The organism is Streptomyces sp. NPDC044002, from assembly GCF_056434525.1.
Map to the genome: position 1 here is coordinate 228,052 of NZ_JBWKEZ010000006.1, position 24,583 is coordinate 252,634.

At 74.8% G+C, this 24,583-nt stretch carries 14 protein-coding genes, 2 tRNA genes and 1 pseudogene; 10 read left to right on the top strand and 7 right to left on the bottom strand.

Annotated features, from left to right (window positions below; genetic code table 11):
- The 5 genes and pseudogenes from AC07A6_RS07270 to AC07A6_RS07290 form a co-directional block, all read left to right on the top strand.
- Positions 1 to 229: pseudogene (locus AC07A6_RS07270) on the top strand (DEAD/DEAH box helicase); the annotation flags it as partial.
- Positions 230 to 412: 183 nt separating this feature from the next.
- Positions 413 to 485, top strand: a tRNA-Lys gene (locus tag AC07A6_RS07275).
- 265 nt (positions 486 to 750) lie between these two features.
- Positions 751 to 824: transfer RNA gene (locus AC07A6_RS07280), tRNA-Met, on the top strand.
- 112 nt (positions 825 to 936) lie between these two features.
- Positions 937 to 2,139 carry a PP2C family protein-serine/threonine phosphatase gene (locus tag AC07A6_RS07285; protein WP_478776389.1) on the top strand — a complete coding sequence of 401 codons (1,203 nt, stop codon included), beginning with the start codon at positions 937 to 939 and terminating at the stop codon, positions 2,137 to 2,139.
- A gap of 321 nt (positions 2,140 to 2,460) precedes the next feature.
- Positions 2,461 to 3,528, top strand: coding sequence for a M23 family metallopeptidase (locus tag AC07A6_RS07290; RefSeq protein ID WP_478776377.1), 1,068 nt, complete (start codon positions 2,461 to 2,463; stop codon positions 3,526 to 3,528).
- 10 nt (positions 3,529 to 3,538) lie between these two features.
- Here AC07A6_RS07290 and AC07A6_RS07295 read toward each other — a convergent pair whose 3' ends face one another.
- The 4 genes from AC07A6_RS07295 to AC07A6_RS07310 all read right to left on the bottom strand — a co-directional run bounded on the left by AC07A6_RS07295 (position 3,539) and on the right by AC07A6_RS07310 (position 8,781).
- On the bottom strand, positions 3,539 to 4,768 hold the full coding sequence (locus AC07A6_RS07295; RefSeq protein WP_478776390.1) for a PrsW family intramembrane metalloprotease: 1,230 nt from the start codon (positions 4,766 to 4,768) through the stop codon (positions 3,539 to 3,541).
- A 95-nt stretch (positions 4,769 to 4,863) separates the two neighbouring features.
- Positions 4,864 to 5,694 carry a tRNA (guanosine(46)-N7)-methyltransferase TrmB gene (gene trmB, locus AC07A6_RS07300; protein ID WP_478776391.1) on the bottom strand — a complete coding sequence of 277 codons (831 nt, stop codon included), beginning with the start codon at positions 5,692 to 5,694 and terminating at the stop codon, positions 4,864 to 4,866.
- 188 nt (positions 5,695 to 5,882) lie between these two features.
- Positions 5,883 to 7,097, bottom strand: coding sequence for an L-2-hydroxyglutarate oxidase (lhgO, locus tag AC07A6_RS07305; RefSeq protein WP_478776378.1), 1,215 nt, complete (start codon positions 7,095 to 7,097; stop codon positions 5,883 to 5,885).
- 19 nt (positions 7,098 to 7,116) lie between these two features.
- Positions 7,117 to 8,781, bottom strand: coding sequence for a sporulation protein (locus AC07A6_RS07310; RefSeq protein WP_478776379.1), 1,665 nt, complete (start codon positions 8,779 to 8,781; stop codon positions 7,117 to 7,119).
- A gap of 676 nt (positions 8,782 to 9,457) precedes the next feature.
- Between AC07A6_RS07310 and AC07A6_RS07315 the strand changes: the two genes are divergently transcribed.
- The gene (locus tag AC07A6_RS07315; RefSeq protein ID WP_478776380.1) at positions 9,458 to 11,845 is read left to right on the top strand and encodes an asparagine synthase-related protein; all 2,388 of its coding nucleotides are present in this window, start codon (positions 9,458 to 9,460) and stop codon (positions 11,843 to 11,845) included.
- Positions 11,846 to 12,226: 381 nt separating this feature from the next.
- The gene (locus tag AC07A6_RS07320) at positions 12,227 to 15,445 is read left to right on the top strand and encodes an AfsR/SARP family transcriptional regulator (protein ID WP_478776381.1); all 3,219 of its coding nucleotides are present in this window, start codon (positions 12,227 to 12,229) and stop codon (positions 15,443 to 15,445) included.
- Here AC07A6_RS07320 and AC07A6_RS07325 read toward each other — a convergent pair.
- Both AC07A6_RS07325 and AC07A6_RS07330 read right to left on the bottom strand, forming a co-directional pair.
- On the bottom strand, positions 15,432 to 17,399 hold the full coding sequence (locus AC07A6_RS07325) for a sigma-70 family RNA polymerase sigma factor (protein WP_478776382.1): 1,968 nt from the start codon (positions 17,397 to 17,399) through the stop codon (positions 15,432 to 15,434). The genes AC07A6_RS07320 and AC07A6_RS07325 overlap by 14 nt on opposite strands.
- Before the next feature lie 262 nt (positions 17,400 to 17,661).
- Entirely contained in the window at positions 17,662 to 18,429 is a 768-nt protein-coding gene (locus AC07A6_RS07330; RefSeq protein ID WP_478776383.1) for a TetR/AcrR family transcriptional regulator, read from the bottom strand.
- A gap of 342 nt (positions 18,430 to 18,771) precedes the next feature.
- Between AC07A6_RS07330 and AC07A6_RS07335 the strand changes: the two genes are divergently transcribed.
- Together AC07A6_RS07335 and AC07A6_RS07340 are read left to right on the top strand one after the other, a co-directional pair.
- Positions 18,772 to 20,190: an NAD(P)/FAD-dependent oxidoreductase gene (locus AC07A6_RS07335; protein WP_478776384.1), complete on the top strand. Its 1,419-nt coding sequence runs from the start codon at positions 18,772 to 18,774 to the stop codon at positions 20,188 to 20,190.
- 209 nt (positions 20,191 to 20,399) lie between these two features.
- Complete coding sequence (locus AC07A6_RS07340; protein WP_362473568.1) at positions 20,400 to 22,127, top strand: ATP-binding SpoIIE family protein phosphatase; 1,728 nt, start codon at positions 20,400 to 20,402, stop codon at positions 22,125 to 22,127.
- An 87-nt stretch (positions 22,128 to 22,214) separates the two neighbouring features.
- Here the strand turns inward: AC07A6_RS07340 and AC07A6_RS07345 are convergent, their stop codons facing one another.
- The gene (locus tag AC07A6_RS07345) at positions 22,215 to 23,498 is read right to left on the bottom strand and encodes an MFS transporter (RefSeq protein ID WP_362473571.1); all 1,284 of its coding nucleotides are present in this window, start codon (positions 23,496 to 23,498) and stop codon (positions 22,215 to 22,217) included.
- A 132-nt stretch (positions 23,499 to 23,630) separates the two neighbouring features.
- Between AC07A6_RS07345 and AC07A6_RS07350 the strand changes: the two genes are divergently transcribed.
- On the top strand, positions 23,631 to 24,167 hold the full coding sequence (locus tag AC07A6_RS07350; protein ID WP_362473565.1) for a MarR family winged helix-turn-helix transcriptional regulator: 537 nt from the start codon (positions 23,631 to 23,633) through the stop codon (positions 24,165 to 24,167).
- Positions 24,168 to 24,583: the final 416 nt, after the last annotated feature.

The following is a 24,583-nucleotide window of genomic DNA, read 5'->3' on the forward strand; positions in this document are numbered from 1 at the left end:
TCGTGATGACAACCGTGGTGGTGGCTTCCGTCGCGATGACCGTCCGTCGGGTGGTTTCAACCGTGACGACCGCGGTGGCGACCGTGGCGGCTTCCGCCGCGACGACCGTCCCTCCGGCGGCTTCCGCCGCGACGACCGTCCGTCGGGCGGTTTCAACCGCGACGACCGCGGTGGCGAGCGTGGCGGCTTCCGCCGCGACGACAAGCCCCGCTGGAAGCGCAACGGCTGACGCCTGAGCGCCACCTGACGAGGACTCGGCCCCCACAGCACTCCGGTGCGGTGGGGGCCGAGCCCATTTCCGGCCGTTTCGCCCCACCCGCACCGGATGGCGGGAAACCGCCGGAGCCACACCCGGCGATACCCGATCGGTCCGCAGCCCCTCTCCGGCTATGCTCTGGGGTGAGCACCTGGAGGGCCATTAGCTCAATTGGCAGAGCAGCGGACTTTTAATCCGTTGGTTGTCGGTTCGAGTCCGACATGGCCTACCGCTCGCAGGGCGGGGAATCCTCCCCGGGACCTGCGCCGAGCGCCCCGTCCGACTTCTTCGGACGGGGCGCTCCGTCGTTCCGGGGCCGGCCGGTGGCCTGATCCCGCCCCAAGGCCCGCGGGCCGGGCCCCGGTCCGCTGCCCGGGACACCGGGATGGAACAGTTAAATGCGCTCTGACCTGCGGTGATGACGCTTTTGAGGGCTGTGGGCGGCTTAATTGGCGGGAGCTGTCCCCCGGATGACGTAGAGTTGGGTTCACCGACGCGGGGTGGAGCAGCTCGGTAGCTCGCTGGGCTCATAACCCAGAGGTCGCAGGTTCAAATCCTGTCCCCGCTACTCAGAACGAAGGCCCGGTTCCTCTTGGAACCGGGCCTTCGTCGTGTTCCCGGGGCGCGGGGTCACTCCTTCGGACCGGTCCGCTCGCCGCGCGGGGGCGGCTGCCGCGAGCCTGGAGGGGCGGGGCGCGACCGGGCGGCAGGAGAGCAGCGTGGTGGGGCTGGGCCGGCAGGGCAAGGACGGCAGTGCGGACGGCGCCGCCCGGCGGGTGGTGCGGGCGCTGCCGGTGCTGCTGATCGTGCTGGGGACGGTCTTCGACCTCGCCACCCCGCCGAGCTTCACCGGATCCCCCTTCTTCACCGCGGCCCCGCTGATCGCGGCGCCCCTGTTCACCCTCCGGGCGACCGCGCTGACCGGGATCGCCGCCTCGCTCGTGGTCGTGGGCCTGCACGTCCACAACGGCACCAGCTGGAAGGTGGAGGCGCTGACCGAGCTGGCGACGGTGCTGACCGTCTCCGGGCTGGCCCTGCTGATCAACCGCGTCGTGCGGCGCAGCGGCGAGCGGCTCGCCTCGGCGCGCGGGATCGCCGAGGCCGCGCAGCGGGCCGTGCTGCCCACCCCGGCCGAGCGGATCGCGGGGCTGCACGTCTGCGCCCGGTACGAGGCCGCGCAGGCCGACGCCTTCATCGGCGGGGACCTCTACGCCGTCCAGGACACCCCGTACGGCGTGCGGCTGGCGGTGGGCGACGTGCGCGGCAAGGGGCTGGGGGCCGTGGAGGCCGTCGCGGTGGTGCTGGGGGCCTTCCGGGAGGCGGCGGATACCGAACCGACCCTGGAGGGCCTCGCGCGGCGCCTGGAGCGGGCCCTGGCCCGGGAGGGGACGCGGCGGGGCAGCCTGGACGCGGTGGAGGGGTTCACGACGTGCGTGCTCGGGGAGATCCCGCCCGGCGCCGAGCGGCTGCGGCTGCTGAACCGGGGCCACCCCGAGCCGCTGCTGCTGTACGCGGACGGCGGCCTGGCGGTCCTGGCCCCGGTCGAGCCGGCGCTGCCGCTGGGCCTGGGCGAGCTGGCGGCCGACGGGGCGTCCCGGCCGCAGGAGTGGCCCTTCCCGGCGGGCAGCACGCTGCTCCTGTACACCGACGGGCTGACCGAGGCGCGGGACGGGGCGGGCACCTTCTACGATCCGGCGGCCCGGCTGCGGGGGCGGGTCTTCCCGGGGCCGGACGAGCTGCTGGGCGCGCTCAGCGGCGATGTGCGGCGGCACACCGGCGGCGGCACGACCGACGACATGGCGCTGCTCGCGGTGGGGCGGGCGGGGGAGGGGCAGCCGGAGCGCAGGAGGACCGTTCCGGTGGTGCGCCGCGACGAGCCGTGAACGACACCGGCACCGGCACCGGGACCTGTCACCTTGCGTGGCTGAAAGGATGCCCTGCGCAATGGGCTTGACAGTGCGTCATTTGGCCTGTGTGGCTGAAGTGATGGGGGTGAGGCGGGAGAATTGCCCGAGTTGTTGCCCCGTGGGGCGAATGTGGAGGCCAAAGCCGTTCGGGGCGTGGCCGATTGGTGTTAACGATCAGTCGCTTCGGCTTGGAATCATTCCCCCGCGTAGATTACCGTTCGATAACGCAGCGCGGTCGTCCCAGCCGTCGCAACGACGGCACCCGTGTGCGTTCTCGCCCATGAGGAGTGTGCCCCGGTGGCCTCCAACTCGCCTGCCCCTGACGGCATCGACGTCCAGGAGACGCCCACCGCCGGAGCGTGGGGCGAGTGGAATCCCACGGAGGACTCCGCGCGCCCGGTCCGCGGCAAGCACCGCGTCCTCAAGGCGCGCGGCGGACTCGCCCGCAGCTCGACCGTGCTCGGCGTCGGCGTGATCGCGGCGGTCGGCGCGGGCGGCATCGCCACCGCGCAGGACCGGCCCCAGGTCTCCATATCCATGCCCGACCTACTCGGCGGCGGGGACGGCCACTCCGACAGCGGCGCCGACGCCGTACGGACCGCCGCCGCGGCCGACTCCGGCACCGGCACAGGCGTCGCGGGCGGAGCGGAGACCGCCGCGGTGCCGCAGCAGGGCGGCGACGCCGGCGAGGCGCTGCTCAACCGGATCCTCCTCCAGGCCGAGTCCCAGCAGGACGCCGACCAGGCCCAGGCCCGCGCCGACGCCGAGCGGACCGCGCGCGAGGCCGCCGCCCAGGAGGCCAAGGCCCAGAAGGAAGCGGCCGACAAGGAGGCCGAGACGGCCCGCGCAGCCGCCGAGCAGGCCGCCGCCGCCGAGAAGGAAGCCGCGGAGAAGGCCGCCGCCGAGCAGACCGCCACCAAGGCGGCCACCGGCTCCGGCTCGGGTTCGGGCTCCGGTTCGCAGTCGGCGGGCAGCTGGTCCCTGCCGACCTCCTCCTACACCCTCACCTCCCACTACGGGGTCGCCGGCTCCATGTGGTCCTCCGGCTACCACACCGGCCTCGACTTCGCCGCCCCGACCGGCACCCCCGTCAAGGCCGTGGGCAGCGGAAAGGTCATCTCCGCCGGCTGGTCCGGGGCCTACGGCTACCGGATCGTGCTCAAGCTCGACGACGGCACCGAGATCTGGTACTGCCACCTCTCCTCGATGTCCGTGACCTCCGGCTCCGTCGGGGCCGGCGAGACCATCGGCCGGGTCGGCGCGACCGGCAACGTCACCGGCGCCCACCTCCACCTCGAAGTGCGCAAGGGCGGTTCGACGGTCGACCCGCTGGCGTGGCTGGGCTCGAAGGGCCTCGACGTCTGACGCACCCGGCCTAGCCGGGAGAGGGTGACAGCTCCGGAGTCCTGGCCACCGGTACGAAGACCCGCGCGGGCGCCGGGGCCGCGGCCTGCGGGAGCCGGTGCGGAGCGGGCAGCAGCTCCTCCAGTACGGCCGCCCGGGCCAGCGCGGGCGCGGCCGTCGCCCGGCGGTGCCAGAGCCGGTGCAGCAACTCGCGCTCCCGCTCGGCGAATTCCGGGTCCCGGCCGCCCGGGCCCGACCGCCGGGCGTGCCGGCGCAGCAGGGCGAGGGCGGCGGCGTCCGCCGCGTACCGGGACACCGCGCGGGCGGCGGGGCGGCCTCCGCTGCGGCGGGCCAGGGCGCGGGCCAGCGACCGGGCCGGCATCGAAGCCAGGGCCGGCACCTCCGCCGGACCGAGCCAGCCCGCGGCGGCGTACACCGACAGCTCGGCGGCGACGGCCCGCAGGCGCTCGCGCCGGACCCGCACGGCCAGCCACAGCAGCAGCCCGAACGCCGGGACCATCACGCAGCCGTAGACCAGGTAGAAACCGTACTCACCGAAGTGCGAGGAGCCGTTCCACAGCGCGTGGGCGCCCATGGCGAGGCCCAGGCCCAGCAGGGGCAGGCCGGTCCTGCGCGCACGGCGGTCGGTGAGCGCGGCCGCGCCGAAGCCGAGGCCGGTGAGCACGGTGAAGAGCGGGTGCGCGAACGGGGAGAGCACCACCCGCACGAAGAACGTCGCCGCCGTCACGGAGTCCAGCACCGGGGTGCCGTTGGCCAGGTCCTCCTCGAAGGCGTTGCCCAGGTAGAGGATGTTCTCGGTGAAGGCGAAGCCGGTGGCGGTGAACCCGGCGAGCACGATCCCGTCGGCGGCGCCGGTCAGCCGCCGTCTTCGGAAGACGAACACGAGGAGCAGCGCCGCGGCCTTCGCGGTCTCCTCCACCACCGGGGCGACCGCGACCGAGCCGAGCCGGTCGGCGGCGGACGGGTCCGTGGAGGCCGCGGCCATCCACTCCGTGGCGAAGCTGTTGGCCAGTATCGCGATCAGCGCCGCGGTGCAGGCCCCCCAGCCGAAGCAGAACAGCAACTGCCGCCAGGGGCCCGGCGCGGCCCGGCCGAGCCACCGGAACGCCGCCATCAGCGGCGGCACCGGCAGCAGGGCCAGGCCCAGACCCACGAAGAACCCGGCCGTGCCGGTCTGCTCCCGCACGAGCTCCAGGATCACGGCCCCGGTGGCGGTGAGCAGCGCGCCGAGCACGCACATGCGGGCCGTGCCCGATGGGCGTGCGAGCACACGGGAGAGCGCTCGGTACACATGATGACCCTAGCGAGCGGGTCGGACACTCCGAGTGACGTTTGTCAGTTCTTGGAGTCAGGTTCGACTGCCGGTTCGATCTTCTCGGTGCCGCGGCGGGCGAAGAGGAGGTCGTGGACGACGTGGCCCTTGTCCAGGCCCTGCCCCTCGAACCGGGTGAGCGGGCGGAACTCGGGCCGCGGCGCGTAGCCGCCGTCGGCCTGGGTGTTCACGAACTCCGGGTGAGCGGTGAGGACTTCGAGCATCTGCTCGGCGTAGTCCTCCCAGTCGGTCGCGCAGTGCAGCACGGCCCCGGGCGCCAGGCGGGTGGCGGCCAGGTCCAGGAACTCGGGCTGGATCAGCCGCCGCTTGTGGTGGCGGGCCTTGGGCCACGGGTCCGGGAAGTACACGCGCATCCCGGCGAGGGAGGCAGGCGGGAGCATCTCGCGGAGCAGGATGATCGCGTCACCGTTCGCCACGCGGACGTTGGTCATCCCGCCGCGCTCGGCGAGCGCGAGCAGGTTGCCCTGGCCCGGGGTGTGCACGTCGGCGGCGAGGATGCCGGTGGCGGGGTCGGCGGCGGCCATCTGGGCGGTCGCCTCGCCCATGCCGAAGCCGATCTCCAGGACGACGGGGAGCCCGTCGAAGAGCTTCTCCAGGTCGATGACCTCACGGCCGTCGATGTCCAGGCCCCAGGTACCCCACAGCCGCTTCAGCGCCTCACCCTGGCCGGTGGTCACCCGGCTGCGGCGCGGCTGGAAGCTGCGGATCCGGCGCTCGTGGTGCGAACCGGCGGGGTCGGGCGCGGGACCGTCGGGGAACCGCGGCTCGGTGCGCCACTTGGGCGGCGTGTACGCCTCCGGCGGGGAATCGGGGAGGCCGGGCTGGGGATTCAGGGGCTCAGACACAATGCCGAGATTCTACGTCGGGTGCCGCCGCAGCCCTGGCCGGGCGGGGCAGCGGCGCGTGCCGCCGGGCGGGCGTGGCCCCGGCCACGCCGCCCCGGCGCAGCGGCGCGAAGCCGGTAAGGCGCCCCGGCGCCGCACCGCGCGAGCGGCGCGTCGAAAACAGGCGCGCGGCGCGTTCAGGAAAGCTGCGCCAGCGCCCGCCCGGCGATCTCGCGGCCGATCGGCAGCGACGCGGTCGCCGCCGGCGACGGGGCGTTCAGGACGTGCACCGTGCGCGGCGCCTCGCGGATGAGGAAGTCGTCGACGAGGGTGCCGTCCCGCAGCACCGCCTGCGCCCGCACCCCGGCCGCCGCCGGAGTGAGGTCCGCCTCGGTGACGGCCGGCAGCAGGCGGCGTACGGCCTCGGTGAAGGCCCGCTTCGACAGCGAGCGGTGGATCTCCCCGGCCCCGTACCGCCAGTGCCGCCCGGCCATCCGCCAGGATCCCGGCCAGGCCAGTTCCGTGGCGATGTCCCGCGGGCGGACCGTGCCCCAGCCGTAGCCCTCGCGGGCCAGGGCCGGGACGGCGTTCGGGCCGACGTGGACCCCGCCGCCGATGCCGCGGGTCAGGTGCACGCCGAGGAAGGGGAACGCCGGGTCGGGTACCGGGTAGACCAGGCCCCGGACCAGGTCCGGGCGGGCCAGGTCGTGGTACTCGCCCCGGAAGGGGATGATCCGCATGCCCGGGTCGTCACCGGCCAGGCGGGCCACCCGGTCGCACTGGAGCCCCGCGCAGTTCACCAGGACGCGGGCGCGGAACACCCGCCCCGAGGTGGTGCGGACCGCCACCGCCGAGGGCCGGCGGGAGATCAGGTCGGCCTCGGCGCCGTAGACGACCTCCGCCCCGGAGTCCTCGGCGAGCCGCGCCGCGACCTGCCCGTAGTCCACGATCCCGGTGGTGCCGACGTGGATCGCGGCGAGGCCCCGGACGTGCGGCTCGTACTCCGTGATCTGGGCCGGCCCCAGCTCGCGCACCGGGATGCCGTTCTCCCGGCCGCGCTGGACGAGGGAGTGCAGCCGCGGCAGCTCCGACCGCTCGGTGGCGACGATCAGCTTGCCCGTCACCTCGTGCGGGATGCCGTGCTCCGCACAGAACTTGACCATCTCGGCGGCCCCCGCCACCGCGAAGCGCGCCTTGAGCGATCCCGGGCGGTAGTAGATCCCGCTGTGGATCACACCGCTGTTGCGGCCCGTCTGGTGCCGGGCCGGGGCGGACTCCTTCTCCAGTACGGTCACCCGGGTGCCCGGGGCCAGCCGTGACAGGGCATGGGCTGTCGACAAGCCGACGATCCCGCCACCGATCACCAGCACGTCGCAATCCACGCTGACACCTCCCACCCCTGCATACTGCACCCCACCACCGACAACCGGGCTACGCGGGGGCCACCAGAAGCGGCCGGGCGCGCTCGCGCAGCTCCGCGACCCTCGGTTCGTCCCCGTACGGTTCGAGCCTGTGCAGCAGGTCACGTACGTACTCGGTCGTCCGTGCCGAGGAGATCCGGCCCGCGACCTCCACGGCACGGGTGCCCGCCGCGCACGCCGCGTCCAGGTTGCCCGACTCCAGCTCGGCGACCGCGCTCACCACCAGCCGCAGCCCGTGCGAGCGAACGTACTCCTCCGTGGGGCGCGACAGTGCCTGCTCCGTGAAGCGGCGCACCTGGCGCGGGAGTTTGAGGTCCCGGTAGCACTCCGCCGCATCCGCCGCGAAACGGTCGTACGAGTAGAAACCCAGCCATGTCGGGTCGGGGTCGCCCTCCCGAGAGCGCTCCAGCCAGCCCTCCGACGCCCGCAGCGCCGCCCCGGCGGCCGCCGAGTCGCCCGCCTTGGCGTGGGCCCGCGCCTCGACCAGGCGGAAGAAGCTCATCGTGCGGGCGGTGGCGAGGCCGCGGTTGCGTTCGACGGCGGCCTGCGCGAGGTCCACGCCCTCGTCGGGGAAGTCCCGGTAGGTCGCCTGGAGGGACATCGAGGCCAGCACGTACCCGCCCAGCGGGACGTCGGCGGCCGCCCGGGCCAGGCGCAGCGCCTGGATGTAGTAGCGCTGCGCGGCCTCCTGCTGGCCGGTGTCGAAGGCCATCCAGCCGGCCAGCCTGGTCAGTTCGGCGGTAGCCCCGAACAGGGCGCGCCCCACCTCGTCGGTGTAGGAGCCGAGCAGCAGCGGCGCCGCGTCCACCCGCAGGCACTCGGGCACCATCGACGAACGCCAGTCCCCGCCGCCGTACTTGGAGTCCCAGCGGCGCGCGTCCTCGGCGGCCTCCCGCAGCTTCGCCACGTCGCTGTGGCCCACGCGCTGCGGGGAGGCGTCCGGGAGGGGTCGCACGGCGGGGGCGGCGGCGACGGACGCGACGGTCGGCGGTGCGGTTTCGGGCCCGGACTGCGCGGGCACAAGGCCCTGCGCGGGGGTTTCCGGCGTCCGCCGCAGCGGGGCGGCGGGGGTGGAAACCCGCCCGGGAACGGCAGTGGGAGCCAGAGCCGAAGCCGAGGCGGCCGTCGGTGCGGGTGCGGGTGCGGGTGCGGACGCGGGTGCCTCCTGGGCGGCGGAGCCCGGGTCGCCGGCCGGGCCCGGTTCGCGGGCCACCGAGCTGTCGGCCGGAGATATCAGCCACCGCGAGGCGGGCGTCGCGTACGCCGACACCGAGAACGACCCCGCGAGCGACTGCCAGATCCCGCCACCACCGCGCCGCCCGGCGAGGTCCAGCCGGTACAGGTCGGTCGCCGAACGCACCGCCGCCCCGATGTCGCGCGGGAAGGCCAGCCCGACCTCCGGCGCCGGATCGGCGTCCGCCAGCCCGATCTCGTGCAGCGGCACGGGCCGGCCCAGCTTCGCCCCGATGGCGGCGGCGATCAGGTGCGGGGCGGCGCCCTGCGGCACCATCCCCTTGGACACCCACCGCGCCACCGACGTCTTGTCGTACCGGAGCGTCAGACCGCGCTGCGCGCCCAGGTCGTTGACCCGCCGGGCCAGCCCGGCGTTGCTGATGCCCGCCAGGGCGAGGACGGCGCCGAGCTTCTCGTTGGGCTCGCGGAGCTCCCTGGACATGCGCCACCCCTCGTCACACGCGGAACGCAGACGCCGCCGGGGCATAGGCGCCCGGCATTTCGTAAACCCAGCGTAGTTCCCCGCCTCCCAAGCGTTAAGGCCCCGACTTCCGTATGGCGGGATTGTTGTCCGTATGCACAGTCGGCCCGGGGGGTTGTGCCCCGGGCGCACGTGTCAGCTCGTGCTCCGGCCGTGTGGCCGTGCGCCCGCCCGTGCGCTCTGGCCGCTGCCGGGGCCCGGCGATTCGATGTGCGGTGCGTGGGTCGGCCCGCCGCGTGGATCCGGTGGGCCGGGGGATGCCGCTGCCTCAATCCCCGCGGGTGGCGGAACGGTCCGGGAGGTGGGAGACGCCTCCCGGACCGCGCCCCGCGGCCTCCCCGGGCTCCCTGCGCGAGGGCCCCCGCCGGCCCTCAGTACGGCCGAAGAATGGCCGAAACCGACCTATGGGGCGGTGGGAACGGAACGCCAAATACCGTGTGGCCGGGGCGTGTTCGTTTACATGTGCGCCCCCCGAAGCCACTCTCGCACGCCCTTCTCGTGGCAGCATGGACCCCGAGCCACCCGGGGTCCCGCCGGCCGCGCCCTCCGAGCGCCGACGCACGCCGACGTACACCGTCCGTGCCGTCCCGGCCGTCCGTTGCCCCGGTCATTTGCCCACGGGCTGGGGGAGGCGGCGGTGCGCTGGTTGGTCGGGTGGAGCAGTATCGCCGCGAGCTTCGGCACGGCGGGGAGGGTCCCGTCCGGCCCCGGTGGCGCGTCGGACCCCTACGGCTCCGGCCGCCACGGCTCCAACGGATACAACGGCTCCAGCGGATACGACAGCTCCAACGGGCACAACGGCTCCAACGGGCACAACGGCTCCGGCGGGCACAACGGCTACAGCGGCTCCAACGGCTCCAGCGCATACGGCGCCGACGGCCGCGGCCCCGACGGACACGGATCCCCGTACGGCCGCCCGCCCCACCCCCAGCCGCCGCAGCACGGCGGCATCGCCGACGCCGCGTACGCCGACGACCCCGCCGCCCAGGACGCCGAACGCACCGTCCACCCCGTCGGCGCCCAGCTCCTGTGGGGCGACCCCGACCCCCTCTGGGCCGTCGGCGACTGGCGCCCGGACGAGATCCGCACCCTCACCGCCGACCCCGCGGACCCCTTCACCCGCCTCGCCGTCCTCGGCTGCTGCGGCGCCACCGACGCCGAACTGCGCCGCGCCCTCTACGCCGCCCGCGGCGGCGCCCTGCGCCACCTCACCGAATGGCCCGGCAGCTACACCGCCGTCGTCCAGGCCGGACGCCGCATCACCGTCCTCGGCGACCTCGCGGGCGCCCGGCCCGTCTTCTACACCCCCTGGGCCGGCGGCACCGCCTACGCCACCGCCGCGCTCCCGCTCGCCGACCTCATCGAGGCACAGCTCGACGTCGGCCACCTCGCCGCCCTCCTCGCCTGCCCCGACAGCCCCGAGGCACTGGGCGACGGCACACCCTACGAGGGCGTCCGGCGCATCCCGCCCGGCCACGCCCTGATCCTGCGCGAGGGCTCCCGCGAGATCACCGGCTACGAACAGGTGGCCTCCCTCGCCGTCGCCGCCCCCGAAGCCGACCCCGAACGGGCCGTGGAGGGCGTACGGGAAGCGTTGACCGCCGCGGTGCGCGCCCGGCTCACGGCACCGCGGCATGCCCCCGAGACCCTGCTCCCCGACCCCGGACCCGTGCCCGGAATGGGCCCCGCCGACCGGCGCGCGGCCCGCGGCGCCCCCGCACCGGGCGTCGGCGCCGACCTCTCCGGCGGCACCGCCTCCGCGACCCTCGCCCTCCTCGCAGCGGGCCTGCCCGGCGCCCCCGGCACCCTCCAGGGCTCCGGCTCACGGCTCCTCGCCGTCACCTTCAACGACCTCGCCACCCCGCAGGGCCGCGAGGGCGAACTCGAACGCGCCCACGCCCTCGCTGCCGACCCCCGACTCCACCACGTCGTCGTGGCCGCCGCCGAGGAAGCGCTCCCCTACGCGGAACTCGACGGCCCCCTCACCGACGAACCCGGCCCCTCCCTCGTCTCCGCCGCCCGCGAACGCCGCCGCCTCGCCGCCGGCTCCGCCGACCACTTCACCGGACACGGAGCCCGCCGCGTCCTCGACGCGCACCCCGCCCGCATGGCCGACCTCCTCCTCGACCGCCGCCGCCGGCACCTGCTGCGCCCCGTCGCCGCCCTCGCCCGCTCCGCGCCCGCCGACCCGCTGCTCGTCCCCTTCTCCGTCTACTCGGCCGCCCGCCGCCTCGCCCGTACGCCGTACCGCGCGGGCATGGAGGCCGCCGCGGCCCGGCTCCGCGAGGGCGGTGCGGCCGTCGCCGCCGCCTCGGGGCCGGTCGACGCCTCGCTCGCCGCCCTCACCTGGTCCCGCCCCGGCCCCGCCGCGGGCTGGCTCACCGGCGAAGCCCTCGCGGAAGTATCGATCCGGCTGCGCGCCGCCGCCGGACGCCCACCGCTCTCGCTGCGCCCCGGCGAGGCCCGCGCCCGCGCCCTGCTGGCCCGGCACGCCGCCGACCACCGGGTCTTCGAGCAGGCCGTGGAGGTCCGCAGCCAGCGCCTGCACGCGCCGTTCCTCGACAACCAGGTCGTACGGGCCGCGCGCGCCCTGCCGGAGTCCCTGCGCGTACAGCCCGGGGCCCGCGCCGAGATCCTGCGCAGCGTCCTGGCCTCCGCCGGGGTGCGGGAACTCCCGCCCGGCTGGGGCGCCACGGCCCACACCCCGAACGAGACCGCCACCCGCCTGGGGCTGCGGGCCGCCCTCACCTCCCTGCTGGCCCTCTTCGCGGCGCCGCTCCTCGCGGACGCGGGCCTCGTCGACGCCCGGGTGGTGCAACAGGCCCTGATCGGCGCCGCCGAGGGGCGGCCGGTGCCGCTCGACGGGCTCGCGGAACTCGTCTCGATGGAGCTGTGGCTCCGCCGCCTCCTGGCCCGCCGCGGCACCTGCTGGACCGGCACCTCCACCCCCCGCCGCCGCGCGGTCCCGCCCCTGGACACCCCCCTCCCCCGCCTACCCCCCCGAGCCCTCCCAGCAGGCCGCTGACCGACACCACCCCCCCAGCCCCGCCGGCCATCTCAGCTTCGCCGGCACCCTCCAGCCTCGCCGGCCATCTCAGCCCCGCCGGCGTTTGAGGCGCGGGGGTCTGGGGGCGGAGCCCCCAGGGGGTCCGGGCGCAGCCCGGGGAACGGGCGAAGGGCGGGTAGGGGACCCAGCCCCGCGCAGCGGCACCCGCCGCCGCCCGGCCCCGGCCCCGAACCCGCCGCCGCCCGGCCCCGGCCCCGGCCCGGCCCCGGCCCCGAACCCGCCGCCGCCCGGCCCCGGCTCCGAACCCGGGCCCCGCCCGAATCCGGCCCCCGGCCCGGCCCCCAGGGCCCCGCCGAAAACCCCCACCCACCCCCGGCAGGGGCAAGGCAGAATTGCCCGGTGCGCTACCAAATCCTCGGCCCCACCCAGGCCCACGACGACTCCGGCGCCCCCCTCACCCCCGGCGGCCCCCGCCTCCGCGCGCTCCTCACCGCCCTCGCCCTCCGCGCCGGCTCCCCGGCAGCCGCGTCCGTCACCGACCTGGTCGACGAGGTCTGGGGCGACGACCCGCCCCAGGACGCCCCCGCCGCCCTCCAGGCCCTCGTGTCCCGCCTGCGCCGCGCCCTGGGCCCCGGCCGGCTCACCACCGACCCCGCCGGCGGCTACCGCCTCACCGCCGCCCGCGAGGACGTCGACCTCCACCGCTTCACCCGCCTCGCGGCCCTCGGCGCCGAGCAGCTGGCCACCGACCCCGCCACCGCAGCCACCACCCTCCGCGAGGCCCTCGCCCTGTGGCGCGGACCCGCCCTCGCCGACCTCCCCGAGCCCGCCCGCACCGCGTACGCCGCCGCCGCCGAGGCCCGCCGCTCCGGCGCCCAGCGGGACCGCGTCGAGGCCGGCCTGCGCAGCGGCGCCACCGCCCCCGCCGCACTCCTGCCGGAGATCGAGGCGCTGATCCGGGAGCATCCGTACGACGAACCACTGCGCGCCCAGCAGCTCCGCGCCCTGCGCGCCGCGGGGCGCTCCGCCGACGCCCTCGCCGCCTACGAGCGCACCCGCCGCGACCTCGCCGAAGGCCTCGGCGCCGACCCCGGACCCGAACTGCGCGCCCTGCACGCGGAGCTGCTCCGGCCCCCGCCCCCGACCCCGCCGCATCAGCCGCCGCAGCCACCGCAGCCCCGCGGGAACATCCGTCCCCGCCTGACCTCCTTCGTCGGCCGCGAGCCCGAACTCGCCGCCCTCGCCGCCGACCTGGACCGGGTGCGCCTCGTCACCCTCACCGGCCCCGGCGGCTCCGGCAAGACCCGCCTCGCCGAGCACGCGGCCGCCGCCCGCCCCGACTCCGGCTGGATCGTCGAACTCGCCCGCCTCGACCACCCCGCCGCCGTCCCCGGCGCCGTCCTCAGCGCCCTCGGCCTGCGCGAGAACAGCCTCGTCGCCCGCGAGAAAACCCCCGCCGACGACGACCCCACCGCCGCCCTCCTCGAACACTGCGCGCACCGCCGCCTGCTCCTCGTCCTCGACAACTGCGAGCACGTCATCGGTGCCGCCGCCGACCTCGCCGAACGCCTCCTCACCCACTGCCCCGGCGTCCGGATCCTGGCCACCAGCCGCGAGCCCCTCGGCGTGCCCGGCGAGTTCCTGCGCCCCCTCGAACCGCTGCCGCCCGGCCCCGCGCACCGCCTCTTCGCCGACCGCGCGGCCGCCGCCCGCCCCGGCTTCGGCCCCGGCGACGACCCGGACGCCGTCGCCGAGATCTGCGCCCGCCTCGACGGCCTGCCCCTCGCCATCGAGCTGGCCGCCGCCCGGCTGCGGCTGCTCACCCCGCGCCAGATCGCCGACCGCCTCGACGACCGCTTCCGCCTCCTGACCGGCGGCGCCCGCACCCTCCTGCCCCGCCAGCAGACCCTGCGCGCCGTCGTCGACTGGTCCTGGGACCTCCTCGACACCGCCGAGCGCACCGTCCTCGCCCGCCTGTCCGTCTTCGCCGGCGGCTGCGACCTGGAGGCCGCCGAGGCCGTCTGCGCCGACGACGCGACCCGCGCCGACGTCGCCGACACCATGGCGGCCCTCGTCGACAAGTCCCTCGTCGGTGCCGAACCGGACCCCGACGGCATGCGCTACCGGCTCCTGGAGACCATCCACGAGTACGCCGCCGAGCGCCTCGCCGCCGACCCGGACGACGTCCGGGCCACCTCCCGCCGGCACGCCGCGCACTACCTCGCGCTCGCCGAGCGCGCCGAGCCGCTGCTGCGCTCCGCCGACCAGCTGCCCTGGATCCGCCGCGTCGAGACCGAGCTCGACAACTTCCGCGCCGCGCTCCGGACGACGACCGGCGGGGACCCGGCGGGGACGGAGAGCGCTCAGCGGATCGCCCTGGCCCTCGGCTGGTTCTGGTGGCTGCGCGACTACCGGGCCGAGGGCGCCGAGTGGACCGCCCGCATCCTCGCCCGGATCCCCGCGGAGCCGGCCGAGGACTCCGCGCCGTACTGGCCCCACATGCGGCTGCGGATGCTCCACATGTTCCTGCTCACCGAGAGCAGCGGTGCGGAGCGGTTCCGCACGCCCGAGCAGGCGGAGCTCGCCGTCCGCATCAAGAAGGCCTTCAGCCAGGGCTCCGCGGAGGCCATCCGGTTCCCCGGCATGCTCTGGCCCGCGATCTGCTTCCTCACCGGCGACGAGGCCGGCTTCCACGACAGCATCGACGCGTCGATCGACAACTGCCGCCGTCACGGCGGTGAGTGGGAACTCGCCGTCCCCCTGCTGATGCGCGCGCACCTGGCCATCGACATGACCGGCGGGCTCACCACCGTGGACGCCGACCTCGCCGAGCTCCACGGGATCGCCCGGCGCGCCGGCGACCGCTGGATCCGCGCCCAGGTGGCCAGCGCCGCCGGGGAGGCGGCGCTCTCGCGCGGCCAGTACGCGGCCGCCCGCACCGAGTACGAGGAGTGCCTGCGCCTGGCCCGGGAGGTCGGCGCCAGCATCGAGGCGCCGTTCGCGATCGCCCGCATCGCGGAGACCGCGTACTGCGCGGGGGACTACGCCACGGCGGAGGAGCTCCTGGCGGAGTCCGACCGCGAGGCCGACGAGCACGGCGGGGTGTACGACGTGGCCGCCTTCGCCCGGTTCCTGTCCGCGATGCTCGCCCTGCGGCGCGGGGACCTCGTCCGGGCCCGCGCCGAGTGCGACGCCGCCCGCACCGCGGCCGGACGCGTCACCGTGCCCGCCCAGTTCGTCGCGGGGGTGGCCCTGGTCGAGGCCGTCCTCGACGCCCGCGAGAGCGGCCCGGAGGCGGGCCTGGCCGGGATCCGCCCGGCCCTCGCCGAAGCGGTGGCCGCACACTGCGCGGAACGCGTCCTGGCCGGCATCGCCGAGACGGCGTCACTGTTCCTCGCCGACACCGGCCGTCCCGAGGAGAGCGTACGAGTCCTCGCGGCGGCCTCCGCCTGGCGCGCGGGCCAGCCGCGCTCGGTCCCGGAGGAGGCCGCCCTGGAGGGGCTCCCGGAACGCACCCTCGCCGCCCTCGGGGCGGCCGGCCAGGCCAGGGCGGAGGCCGAGGGCCGGCCCCTGACCCCGACGGAGGTCGTCTCCCTGCTCGGCCTCAGCGGCAGCTGATCACCGCGTCGGCCCAGCTGGCCAGGGTCGGCAGGTGCCCCTGCCCGGCCTGCTCCACCACCAGCCGCAGCGTCGAACGCCCGGCCAGCGGCACCTGCACCGGCACCGGGGCGTCGTCGTACCCGAGGGCGCCCGAACGCCACAGCCGCTGCCCGTCGCCGTAGACGGAGAACCGCACCGTCCCGTCGGTCAGCATCGACAGCCCGTCCACCCCGGCCCGCGCAGAGAAGCCCGTGCACTGCCGGTTGAGGGTGATCTCCACCGTGGAGCGGGAGTGCACGGTGATCCCCTGCCCGAACCGCTGCCCGCCCACCATCAGCCCCCACCGCTGCCACACCCAGCTGCTGCGCCAGGTCTCCAGCTCGGGACCGGTGTGGGGCCCGACCGCGGAGTGCCCGAGCCCGGCGAGCGGGAACCCCTGCGGCGGCTGCGGCACGGGCACCGGCGGCGGTGTCGTCGGCCGGGCCCGCGTGGGCGACGGCGACGGAGTCGGGGAGGGCTTCGGCCGCGGGCTCACCGGAGCGGACGGCGGCGCGGCCGTCGCAGCCGGCGCCGAGGACGCGGGAGCCGACGGCACCGCGCTGCGCCGGGGCGGCACCGACCCCCGCGCCGCCGGCGCCGGAGCCCCCGGCGGCACCGACTCCGGCGCGGCGGACGCGGACGGCGCGGGCACCTCGGGCGCCACCGGCGCCACCACCCCGGGCGCGGGCCCGGCCTGCGGCTCGGGCTCGTCCCCGGTCAGCGCGAACACCACCCCGGCAGCGGCGGCGACCGCTATCCCGGCGGCGATGGCGGCCTTGGCCGGCAACCCCAGCCCCTCCGAAACCACGGCCCCCCCGGCCCCCCCGGCCCCACCGGCCCCGGCACCGGCCCCACCGGCAGCCCCCGCACCGGCGGCCCCGGCCCCGGCCGACGACCCTCCCGCCGCCGCGGCGGCAGCGCCCGCACCCCCGGCGGCGACGGCCCCGCCGGCCACCACCCCGGCCGCCTTCGCGGCGTACCCGGCGGCGAACCACCCGATGACCGCGACCGGCAGCAGCGCGGGAATGCCCGCGTTGACGTCCTTCAGCTCCCCGGCGGCCAGCCGGCACTTGGCGCACTCCTCCAGGTGCTTGCGCAGCCCCCGCTCCGCCCGCATCCGCAGCCCGCCCCGGGCGTATGCGCCCAGCCGGTCCGCGTACCGCGCGCAGTCGCCGCCCGAGCTGAGAGCGGAACTCACATGGGCCTGGAGGTAGGCCTGCTTGAGGCCCTCCCGGGCCCGGCTGGCCAGCACCGCCGTCGCGTTGGCGCTCAGCCCGAACAGCGGGGCGATCGCGCTCGGCGAGGCCTCCTCGACGGTGGTGTGCCACAGCACGGCCTGCCACCGCTCGGGCAGGCTCCGGAAGGCCTGCATCGCCAGCGACCGCTCGGCTTCGCGCATCGCCCGGACATCGGCGCCCAGTTCGAGGGTGTCGTCGCCGGACAGCCCGCCGGCGCTCTCCGCGCCCGCGGCCGCCTGCTCCGCGAACACCGCGAAGTCCTCGACCAGATGTTCCCGCCGGGTGGTCTTCGCCCAGGCCGCGGCGACCCGCCGCACGGTGGTCAGGAGATAGGCCCGCACCGACTGGTCCGGCCCGGCCCCGCCCCGCACCGCCTGCAGCGTCCGCGCGAACACCTCGGCGGTCAGGTCGTCGGCGGTGTGCCCGTCCCGGCAGCAGGTCCGCGCGTAGCGCCGTACCGCGTCGGCGTGCCGACGGAACAGCTCCTCGTACGCCCCGTCGTCACCGCCCCGCATCCGGGCGATCAAGTCGCCGTCGGAAGGAGGGAGTTCGGTACCCGGTGTGCCGGATGCGGCGTGCCTGCCGCCACGTTCGCGCTGGGCCGGGACCTGGCGGGCGGGCAGGCTGCCCGCCCCGACCTCGGCGCCGGTGCCACCGACGCCACCGAGGGACTCGTCCCGCCCGTCAACGCTCATCGCGGAAGCCTCCGCACGACACACTCGAACCGGTACACCGATCCAGCCTGTCACACGGCGATGGCACCCCGGGGCCCTCTCGGCGGCATCCACCCATCCGGGGACAATCCGGCGAATCGCCGGACCGCTCCTCACCCCTTCGAGCGACCTGCCGTTCGAGGGCCCCCGTTGACGAACCGGCCCCCACCCCTGCGGGGGCCGGCCCGCCTACGGCTCGGCCCGGTGCCACGGCTCCACGCCCCGGCAGGGCCGGGGCGACGGCTCACGCCGACCGGGAACGCAGTCCTTCGAGCAGGATCTCCAGCAGCCGGGCCGAAGCCGCGGCCTGCTGCGCCGGGTCCGGCAGCGCGGGCGCGGCGGTCGCTATCACCAGCAGCACATCGGCCACCGTGACATCGGTCCGCAGCTCACCGGCCTCCCGGGCCCGGTCCACCAGCCGGCCGACGACCTCCAGCAGGGCGCCCGCTCCGGCGTCCTCCGAGGGCTCGTCATCGAGCGTGGTCCGCGCTCCCACCACGCGCAGCTCCGCCGGACCGCCCGCGGCGGCCTGGCGCTGCTGCGGCACCCGGGCCGCGGCCTCGTCCGCCTCGTCCTCGGCGGCCGCGCCGACCCGCAGCACCTGCGGCGGCAGCAGCCGGCCCGCGCCGGAGGCCACGGAGGTGCGCAGGAAGCGCGACAGCGCCTGCCACGGCTCCTCCTCCTGGCCCAGGGCGGACTTGGCCTGCTCGGTCAGCCGGGCGGTCTCCTCCTCGGCTATCCGCCGGACCAGCACGTCCTTGCTGGGGAACCGCCGGTAGACGGTCCCGACGCCGACCCGCGCGCGCCGTGCCACGTCCTCCATCGGAGCCCCGTAGCCCAGCTCGCCGAAGACCTCCCGGGCCGCCCGCAGGACGTGCTCCAGGTTGCGCTGGGCGTCGACGCGCAGCGGCGTGGAACGGCCCACGCCGTGGGTGGTCGAGCCCGCCATCACGCGTCCGCCGGTCTCCGCGGACAGAGCGGTGACAGAGCCATGGAAATCGGAAATGTTCATATGTATCCCCCGGTAATCACTTGTCTCCCCCCGGAGACACTCCCCGCCTTCGTGTCGAGGGGGGCCACGGTCATGAGGGCCCTGGTCCTACATCCTCGACGAGATACGAACATAGTTGAGCCAGAGTCAATTCAGAAGAGGCAGCCGCCGACCGAGCACCGCCCGATCGGAGCATTCACCGCCACTTTTCCGCCGCAACTCCCCGGAATCACCCCCTCCGGAGTCCTGACCTGCGCACTTTTAACGTGATCCGGATCTCCTGACGGGCCGGTCCCGCCACCCCCACCGGTCACACAATTTGCCGGGCCTGTGGACAAACTCCCGGCCACGATGCGTCATGGGATGGTGAAGGCTGCTAACTCCCGGGGCGACGACCCCGGTACCCCGCCCCGGACGCGCATCCTCGTCGTCGGCGGCGGCTACGTCGGCATGTACACGGCCCTGGGTCTCCAGCGGAAGCTGAGATCCGGCGAAGCCGAGATCACCGTGGTGACCCCCGAGCCCTACATGACGTACCAGCCCTTCCTCCCGGAAGCCGCCGCCGGCGCGATCTCACCCCGGCACGTCGTGATCCCCCTGCGCCGCGTCCTGGACCGCTGCCGCATCGTCATCGGCGAGGCCCGGAGCATCGACCACGCCAAGCGCACCGCGACCGTCACCACCCTCGCCACCGCCGAGGAGGGCTCCGGCGGCATCGAGATCGAATACGACGAACTCGTCCTCGCCCCCGGCTCCGTCTCCCGCACCCTCCCCGTCCCCGGACTCGCCGACTACGGCATCGGATTCAAGACCGTGGAAGAGGCCATCGGCCTGCGCAACCACGTCATCGAACAGATGGACATCGCCTCCTCCACCCGCGACCCCGCAATCCGCGACGCCGCCCTCACCTTCGTCTTCGTCGGCGGCGGTTTCGCCGGCGTGGAGGCACTCGGCGAACTGGAGGACATGGCCCGATACGCGGCCCGCTACTACCACAACGTCAAGCCCGAGGACATGAAATGGGTCCTCGTCGAGGCCAGCGACCGGATCCTCCCCGAGGTCGGCCCCGAAATGGGCGTCTACACCGTCCGTGAACTGCGCAGCCGCAATATCGACGTCCGCCTCGAGACCCGCCTCGAATCCTGCGAGAACCGCGTCGCCGTCCTCAGCGACGGCTCCCGCTTCCCCACCCGCACCATCGTCTGGACCGCAGGCGTCAAACCCCACCCCGTCCTCGCGGCCAGCGACCTCCCCAAGAACGAACGCGGACGCCTCAGCTGCACCTCCTTCCTCACCGTCGAAGGAGTCGAACACGCCTGGGCCGCCGGCGACGCCGCCGCCGTCCCCGACATCACCGCCGCCGAACCGGGCACCGTCTGCGCCCCCAACGCCCAGCACGCCGTCCGCCAGGCCAAGCAGCTCTCCGACAACCTCGTCGCCGCCCTGCGCGGGGAACTCCTCACCGAGTACGCCCACAAGTACGCCGGCTCCGTCGCCTCCCTCGGCCTCCACAAGGGCGTCGCCCTGCTCTACGGCCGCAAGCTCAAGGGCTACCCCGCCTGGTTCATGCACCGCGCCTACCACCTCAGCCGCGTCCCCACCTTCAACCGCAAAATGCGCGTCCTCGCCGAATGGACCCTCGCGGGCCTCTTCAAGCGCGAGATCGTCTCCCTCGGATCCCTCGAACACCCCAGGGCAGAATTCGAACTCGCCGCCGGCGGCGGCCACCGCCACCACCCGCCCAGGCCCACTCCCGACCCCCCGCAGGACAAGCAGGGCTGACGTTGTCAGTGCCGTCGGCCACACTGGACGTGTGACCATAGGTGGGCTCACGCCTGCACACAGTGACAACCAAGAGCGACATCCCCCGAGCGACACCGTCCAGCGACACCCCCGAGCGACACCGTCCAGCGCCCGACCCCAGGGGCACCTCCCGGCACCACCGGGAGGACACACCGCGACCACTTGCGACACCACGAGGCTTGAACGCAGTGAACTTCACGCGCTGGAGCGCCCGCTTCCCCGGCACGCGCCGCGCCGCCGCCCGGAACGAGCACGCCGCGGCCCAGGCCAAACGCGGTGAGGGCTCCGTCCCGGCAGCCCGCGGCGCCGCCGCCCACCCCGCCGCGCCCACCGACGGCAGCCCCGCCGACGCCACCGTCCGCGGCACAGGCACGGCACCGCTCCCCGCCGCGCCCGCCCTCGACGAGCTCCCCGTAAGGGAAGTCCTCGGCCTGCTCCCGGCCCTCGTCGCCCTCGTCCACGGCCCCGAGCACCGCGTCGCCTACGTCAACGACGCCTACACCGCCGGCTTCGGCCCCCGCACCACGGGCGCCCCCGCCCGCGAAGCCCTCCCCGAACTCGGCGAGCTCGGCCTCCTCGAACTCCTCGACCAAGTCCAGCGCAGCGGCAAACCCCGCACCGCCAAGAACCGCACCGCGCCCGGCGGCGGCAGCTCGTACACCGTCACCTGCACCCCCGTCGAGTTCCCCAAGGCCGGCGCCGACGGCGAGCCGGACCCCGAGCACACCGGCATCCTCGTCCACCTCGCCGACGTCACCGACCACGCCGAAGCCGTCGACCGCCTCCGCGCCAGCGAACGCCGCCAGCGCGAAGCCGCCGTCACCCTCCAACGCTCCCTCCTGCCCCAGGAACTCGAACAGCCCGACGACCTCCGCGTCGCCGCCACCTACCAGCCCGGCGGCACCGAAGCGGCCGTCGGCGGCGACTGGTACGACGTCATCACCCTCGGCGCCGGCCGCACCGCCCTCGTCATCGGCGACGTCATGGGCCGCGGAGTCCGCGCCGCCGCCGTCATGGGCCAGCTCCGCACCGCCGTCCGCGCCTACGCCCGCCTGGACCTCCCCCCGCACGAGGTCCTCCAGCTCCTCGACGGCCTCGCCGCCGAGATCGACGCCAGCCAGATCGCCACCTGCGTCTACGCCGTCCACGACCCCAACGAAGGACTGCTGGCCTACGCCTCCGCCGGCCACCTCCCCATCCTCGTCCGCGACGAGGACGGCACCGTGCGCCGCGCCGCCGACCCCACCGGCCCCCCGCTCGGCACCGGCGGCTGGCTCCACAGCTCCGGCACCATCGCCCTCGGCCCCGGCTCCACCGCCGTCCTCTACACGGACGGCCTGGTAGAACGCCGCGGCGAGGACATCGACGAAGGCGTCGCCGCCCTGGAACGCGCCCTCGCCGGCGCCCAGGGCACCCCCGCGATCATCTGCGACCGCCTGATGCGCGCCCTCGGCGTGGACGCCGACCACGACGACGACGTCGCCGTGATGGTCCTCCAGCAGCCCGCCCGCACCGGCGTGGACGCCGAGCTCTTCCACAACGCCGCCCTCGAACTCCTCGGCGGCGTCGAGGCCGCCCCCCGCGCCCGCGCCTTCGCCCAGGGCGTCCTCAGCTCCTGGCGCTTCCCCGTCGAGCTCTGCGACCTCGGAGTCCTGGCCGCGAGCGAGCTCGTCGCGAACTCCCTCCAGCACGGCACCCCGCCCATGCGGCTGCGCCTGCGCCGCACCGACCGCCGCCTGATCGTCGAGGTCACCGACGGGGACGACCACCTCCCGCGCCGCCGCCGTGCCGAACCGGCCGACGAGACCGGCCGCGGCATCTCGATCATCGCCACCATCGCCTCCGCCTGGGGCTCCCGCCGCACCCCCGGCGGCGGCAAGGCCGTCTGGTGCGAGTTCGCCCTCCCCGACAAGTAGCGCGACCACCAAACGCAACCACCAAAAGGGGAGAGCCCCCGTCCCGAAGGACCGGAGGCTCTCCCCACCGTTCTCACCGCACCCCTCTTACGCGGACACCCGCTCCGCCCGCTCCGAGGCGACCGCCGGCCCCTGCGCCACGACCCGGCTCACCACCGACGGGTTGTCCTGCACCGGGCTCAGCCGCCTGCCCAGCCGCAGCGCCAGCACCGAGATCCCCAGCGACACCAGCACGAACACCCCGATGTAGAGCATCGGAATCCCCGCCCCCAGCGGCACACCCAGCGGCCCGAGCGCCAGCGCCATCTGCTTGACCAGGGCGAAGGCAGAGTTGTACTGCCCGACCGAGCCCTCGGGAGCCAGATCGGCCACCAGCGGCGCCAGCGTCGGCGACAGCATCGCCTCACCGATGCCGAAGAGCGCGTACGTGGTGATGAACGCGGCGGCCGCCATCATCGCGCTGCCGTGCCCCAGCCCCGAGAACCCGGCGATCAGCCACGCCACCGTCCAGATCAGCCCGACCAGCGCGATCACCCGCGACCGGCGGCGCTTCTCGACCAGCCTCAGCACCACGAACTGCGCCACGACGATCGCACCCGTGTTGGCGGCGAGCGCGAACCCGAGGGTCGAGGGGGAGATCCCCGCGGCCTCGGTACCGAAGGCCGCCAGACCCGACTCGAACTGCCCGTAGCAGGCGAAGAACAGCACGAAGCCCAGCACGCACAGCTGCACCATCGCCTTGTGGCGCAGCAGCCGCTTCCAGCCACCGCCCGCCGGCGCCGCGTCCTTGGCCATCGCGTCGCTGATGTTCTGCACGTGCGGCATCCGCACAGTGGCGATCACCACCGCCAGCACCAGGAACATCACGGCCTCGATGCCGAACAGCAGGGTGAAGCTGCCCGGACGGCTCTCGTCGACGATCTGCCCGCCGACGAGCCCGCCGATGCCCAGACCCAGGTTCTGCATGAAGAACTGCAGCGCGAAGGCACGCGTACGGGTCGACGGCGTCGAGCACCACACGATCATCGTGGCCAGCGCCGGCTGCATCACGGCCTGCCCGGCGCCCAGCGCCAGAGCGGACAGCAGGATCGGCACGATGCCGGTGGAGAGCCCGAGCGAGAGCGCACCCACCGAGGCGGCGACGGCCGCACCCATGACCACGGGGACCGGACCACGCCGGTCGATGACCCGGCCGGTGAAGGGCAGCGCGACGAGAGCACCCAGGGCGAAGGCCACGAACGCGCTCGTGGCCGCCATGGAACCCAGACCTCGCACCTGCGCCACATAGATGTAGAGGAACGGAACCGTGAAACCGATGCCGAACGCGGTCAGCGCGTTGCCGGCCTGGATCCGCCGCATCGCAGCGCCCATCACCTTGGTCACTTCTCACCTGCCTTGAGAGCCGAAGACTGAAGACTTCAGAACTTCATACCTAAACTTCGATGCTTAACTCTACACATCGAAGGAGTTAGATGCCAACGGGTTCATGCGATACTTCGGGGCATGGCTGACACCCCCGACGGCGCGGCGCCCGTCCAAGAGCCGAGCCTCGATGAGCAGATCGCCGTCTACCAGCGCGAGTTCCAGGACCTCGACCCCCAGGTCGAGAAGGTGGTCTCGGCCCTGAGCCGGCTGAACCGCCGCATGAACGTCGCGTACGGCCGCCAGACCGCGGCCCTGGGCATCAGCAACGCGGAGTGGGAGGTCCTCAAGGCCCTCGTCATCTCCGGGGCGCCCTACCGGATGGGCCCGAGCGAGCTGGCGAAGCAGCTGGGCCTGACGCCGGCCGCGATGACCCACCGGATCGACCGCATGACGGCTGAGGGGCTGGTCACCCGCGAACGGGACGAGTCGAACCGGGTCCGCGTGATCGTGGAGCTGACGGACGAGGGCCGCAGCAAGTGGCTGGACGCGATGCGCGCGGCCACGGTCTTCGAGGAGGACCTCCTCCAGGACCTCTCCACGGCGGAGCGCGGCGTCCTGGGAGACATGCTCACCCGCCTCCTGGACCGCGTCGAGGAGCTCCAGTCCAGGGCCTGACGGCCCCTGACCTCCCGGGTTGACACGCCCATCGCCGATCCGTAAGGTTCTCCGAGTTGCCCCGGAGCCGGAAGGTTCCGGAGTCAACGAATCCCGCCGCCTCGTAGCGGCAACCTACTCAGCACGGACTCCCACGGGGAACGAATTCGGCATGCCCGAATTCATTTCCGAAGGCCCGATTATCGGTTGCCGGGGAAATCCGCTAGAGTTCAGGTGTCGGAAGGGCCCAACAGCCCGGAAGACAAGCCCCGCTGACTGGGGGTCAGGCCCGAAAGGATCTGATAGAGTCGGAACCGCCGGAAAGGGAAAGCGCGAAAGCGAAGGACCTGGAAAGCAAGCGAGAAAGACTCTGATAGAGTCTGAATCGCAAGAACGAAAGCCCGGAGGAAAGCCCGAGAGGGTGAGTACAAAGGAAG

Bases quoted from the DNA above. Each gene is read 5' to 3' on its own strand.
- AC07A6_RS07295 (WP_478776390.1), bottom strand. From the start codon at position 4,768: ATGTGCGTGCTCGGCGCGCTGCTCACCGCCACCGGGGCCGTGATCCTG.
- AC07A6_RS07310 (WP_478776379.1), bottom strand. From the start codon at position 8,781: ATGTCCAGGGAGCTCCGCGAGCCCAACGAGAAGCTCGGCGCCGTCCTC.
- AC07A6_RS07325 (WP_478776382.1), bottom strand. From the start codon at position 17,399: ATGAGCGTTGACGGGCGGGACGAGTCCCTCGGTGGCGTCGGTGGCACC.
- AC07A6_RS07330 (WP_478776383.1), bottom strand. From the start codon at position 18,429: ATGAACATTTCCGATTTCCATGGCTCTGTCACCGCTCTGTCCGCGGAG.
- AC07A6_RS07335 (WP_478776384.1), top strand. From the start codon at position 18,772: ATGGTGAAGGCTGCTAACTCCCGGGGCGACGACCCCGGTACCCCGCCC.
- AC07A6_RS07345 (WP_362473571.1), bottom strand. From the start codon at position 23,498: ATGGGCGCTGCGATGCGGCGGATCCAGGCCGGCAACGCGCTGACCGCG.
- AC07A6_RS07350 (WP_362473565.1), top strand. From the start codon at position 23,631: ATGGCTGACACCCCCGACGGCGCGGCGCCCGTCCAAGAGCCGAGCCTC.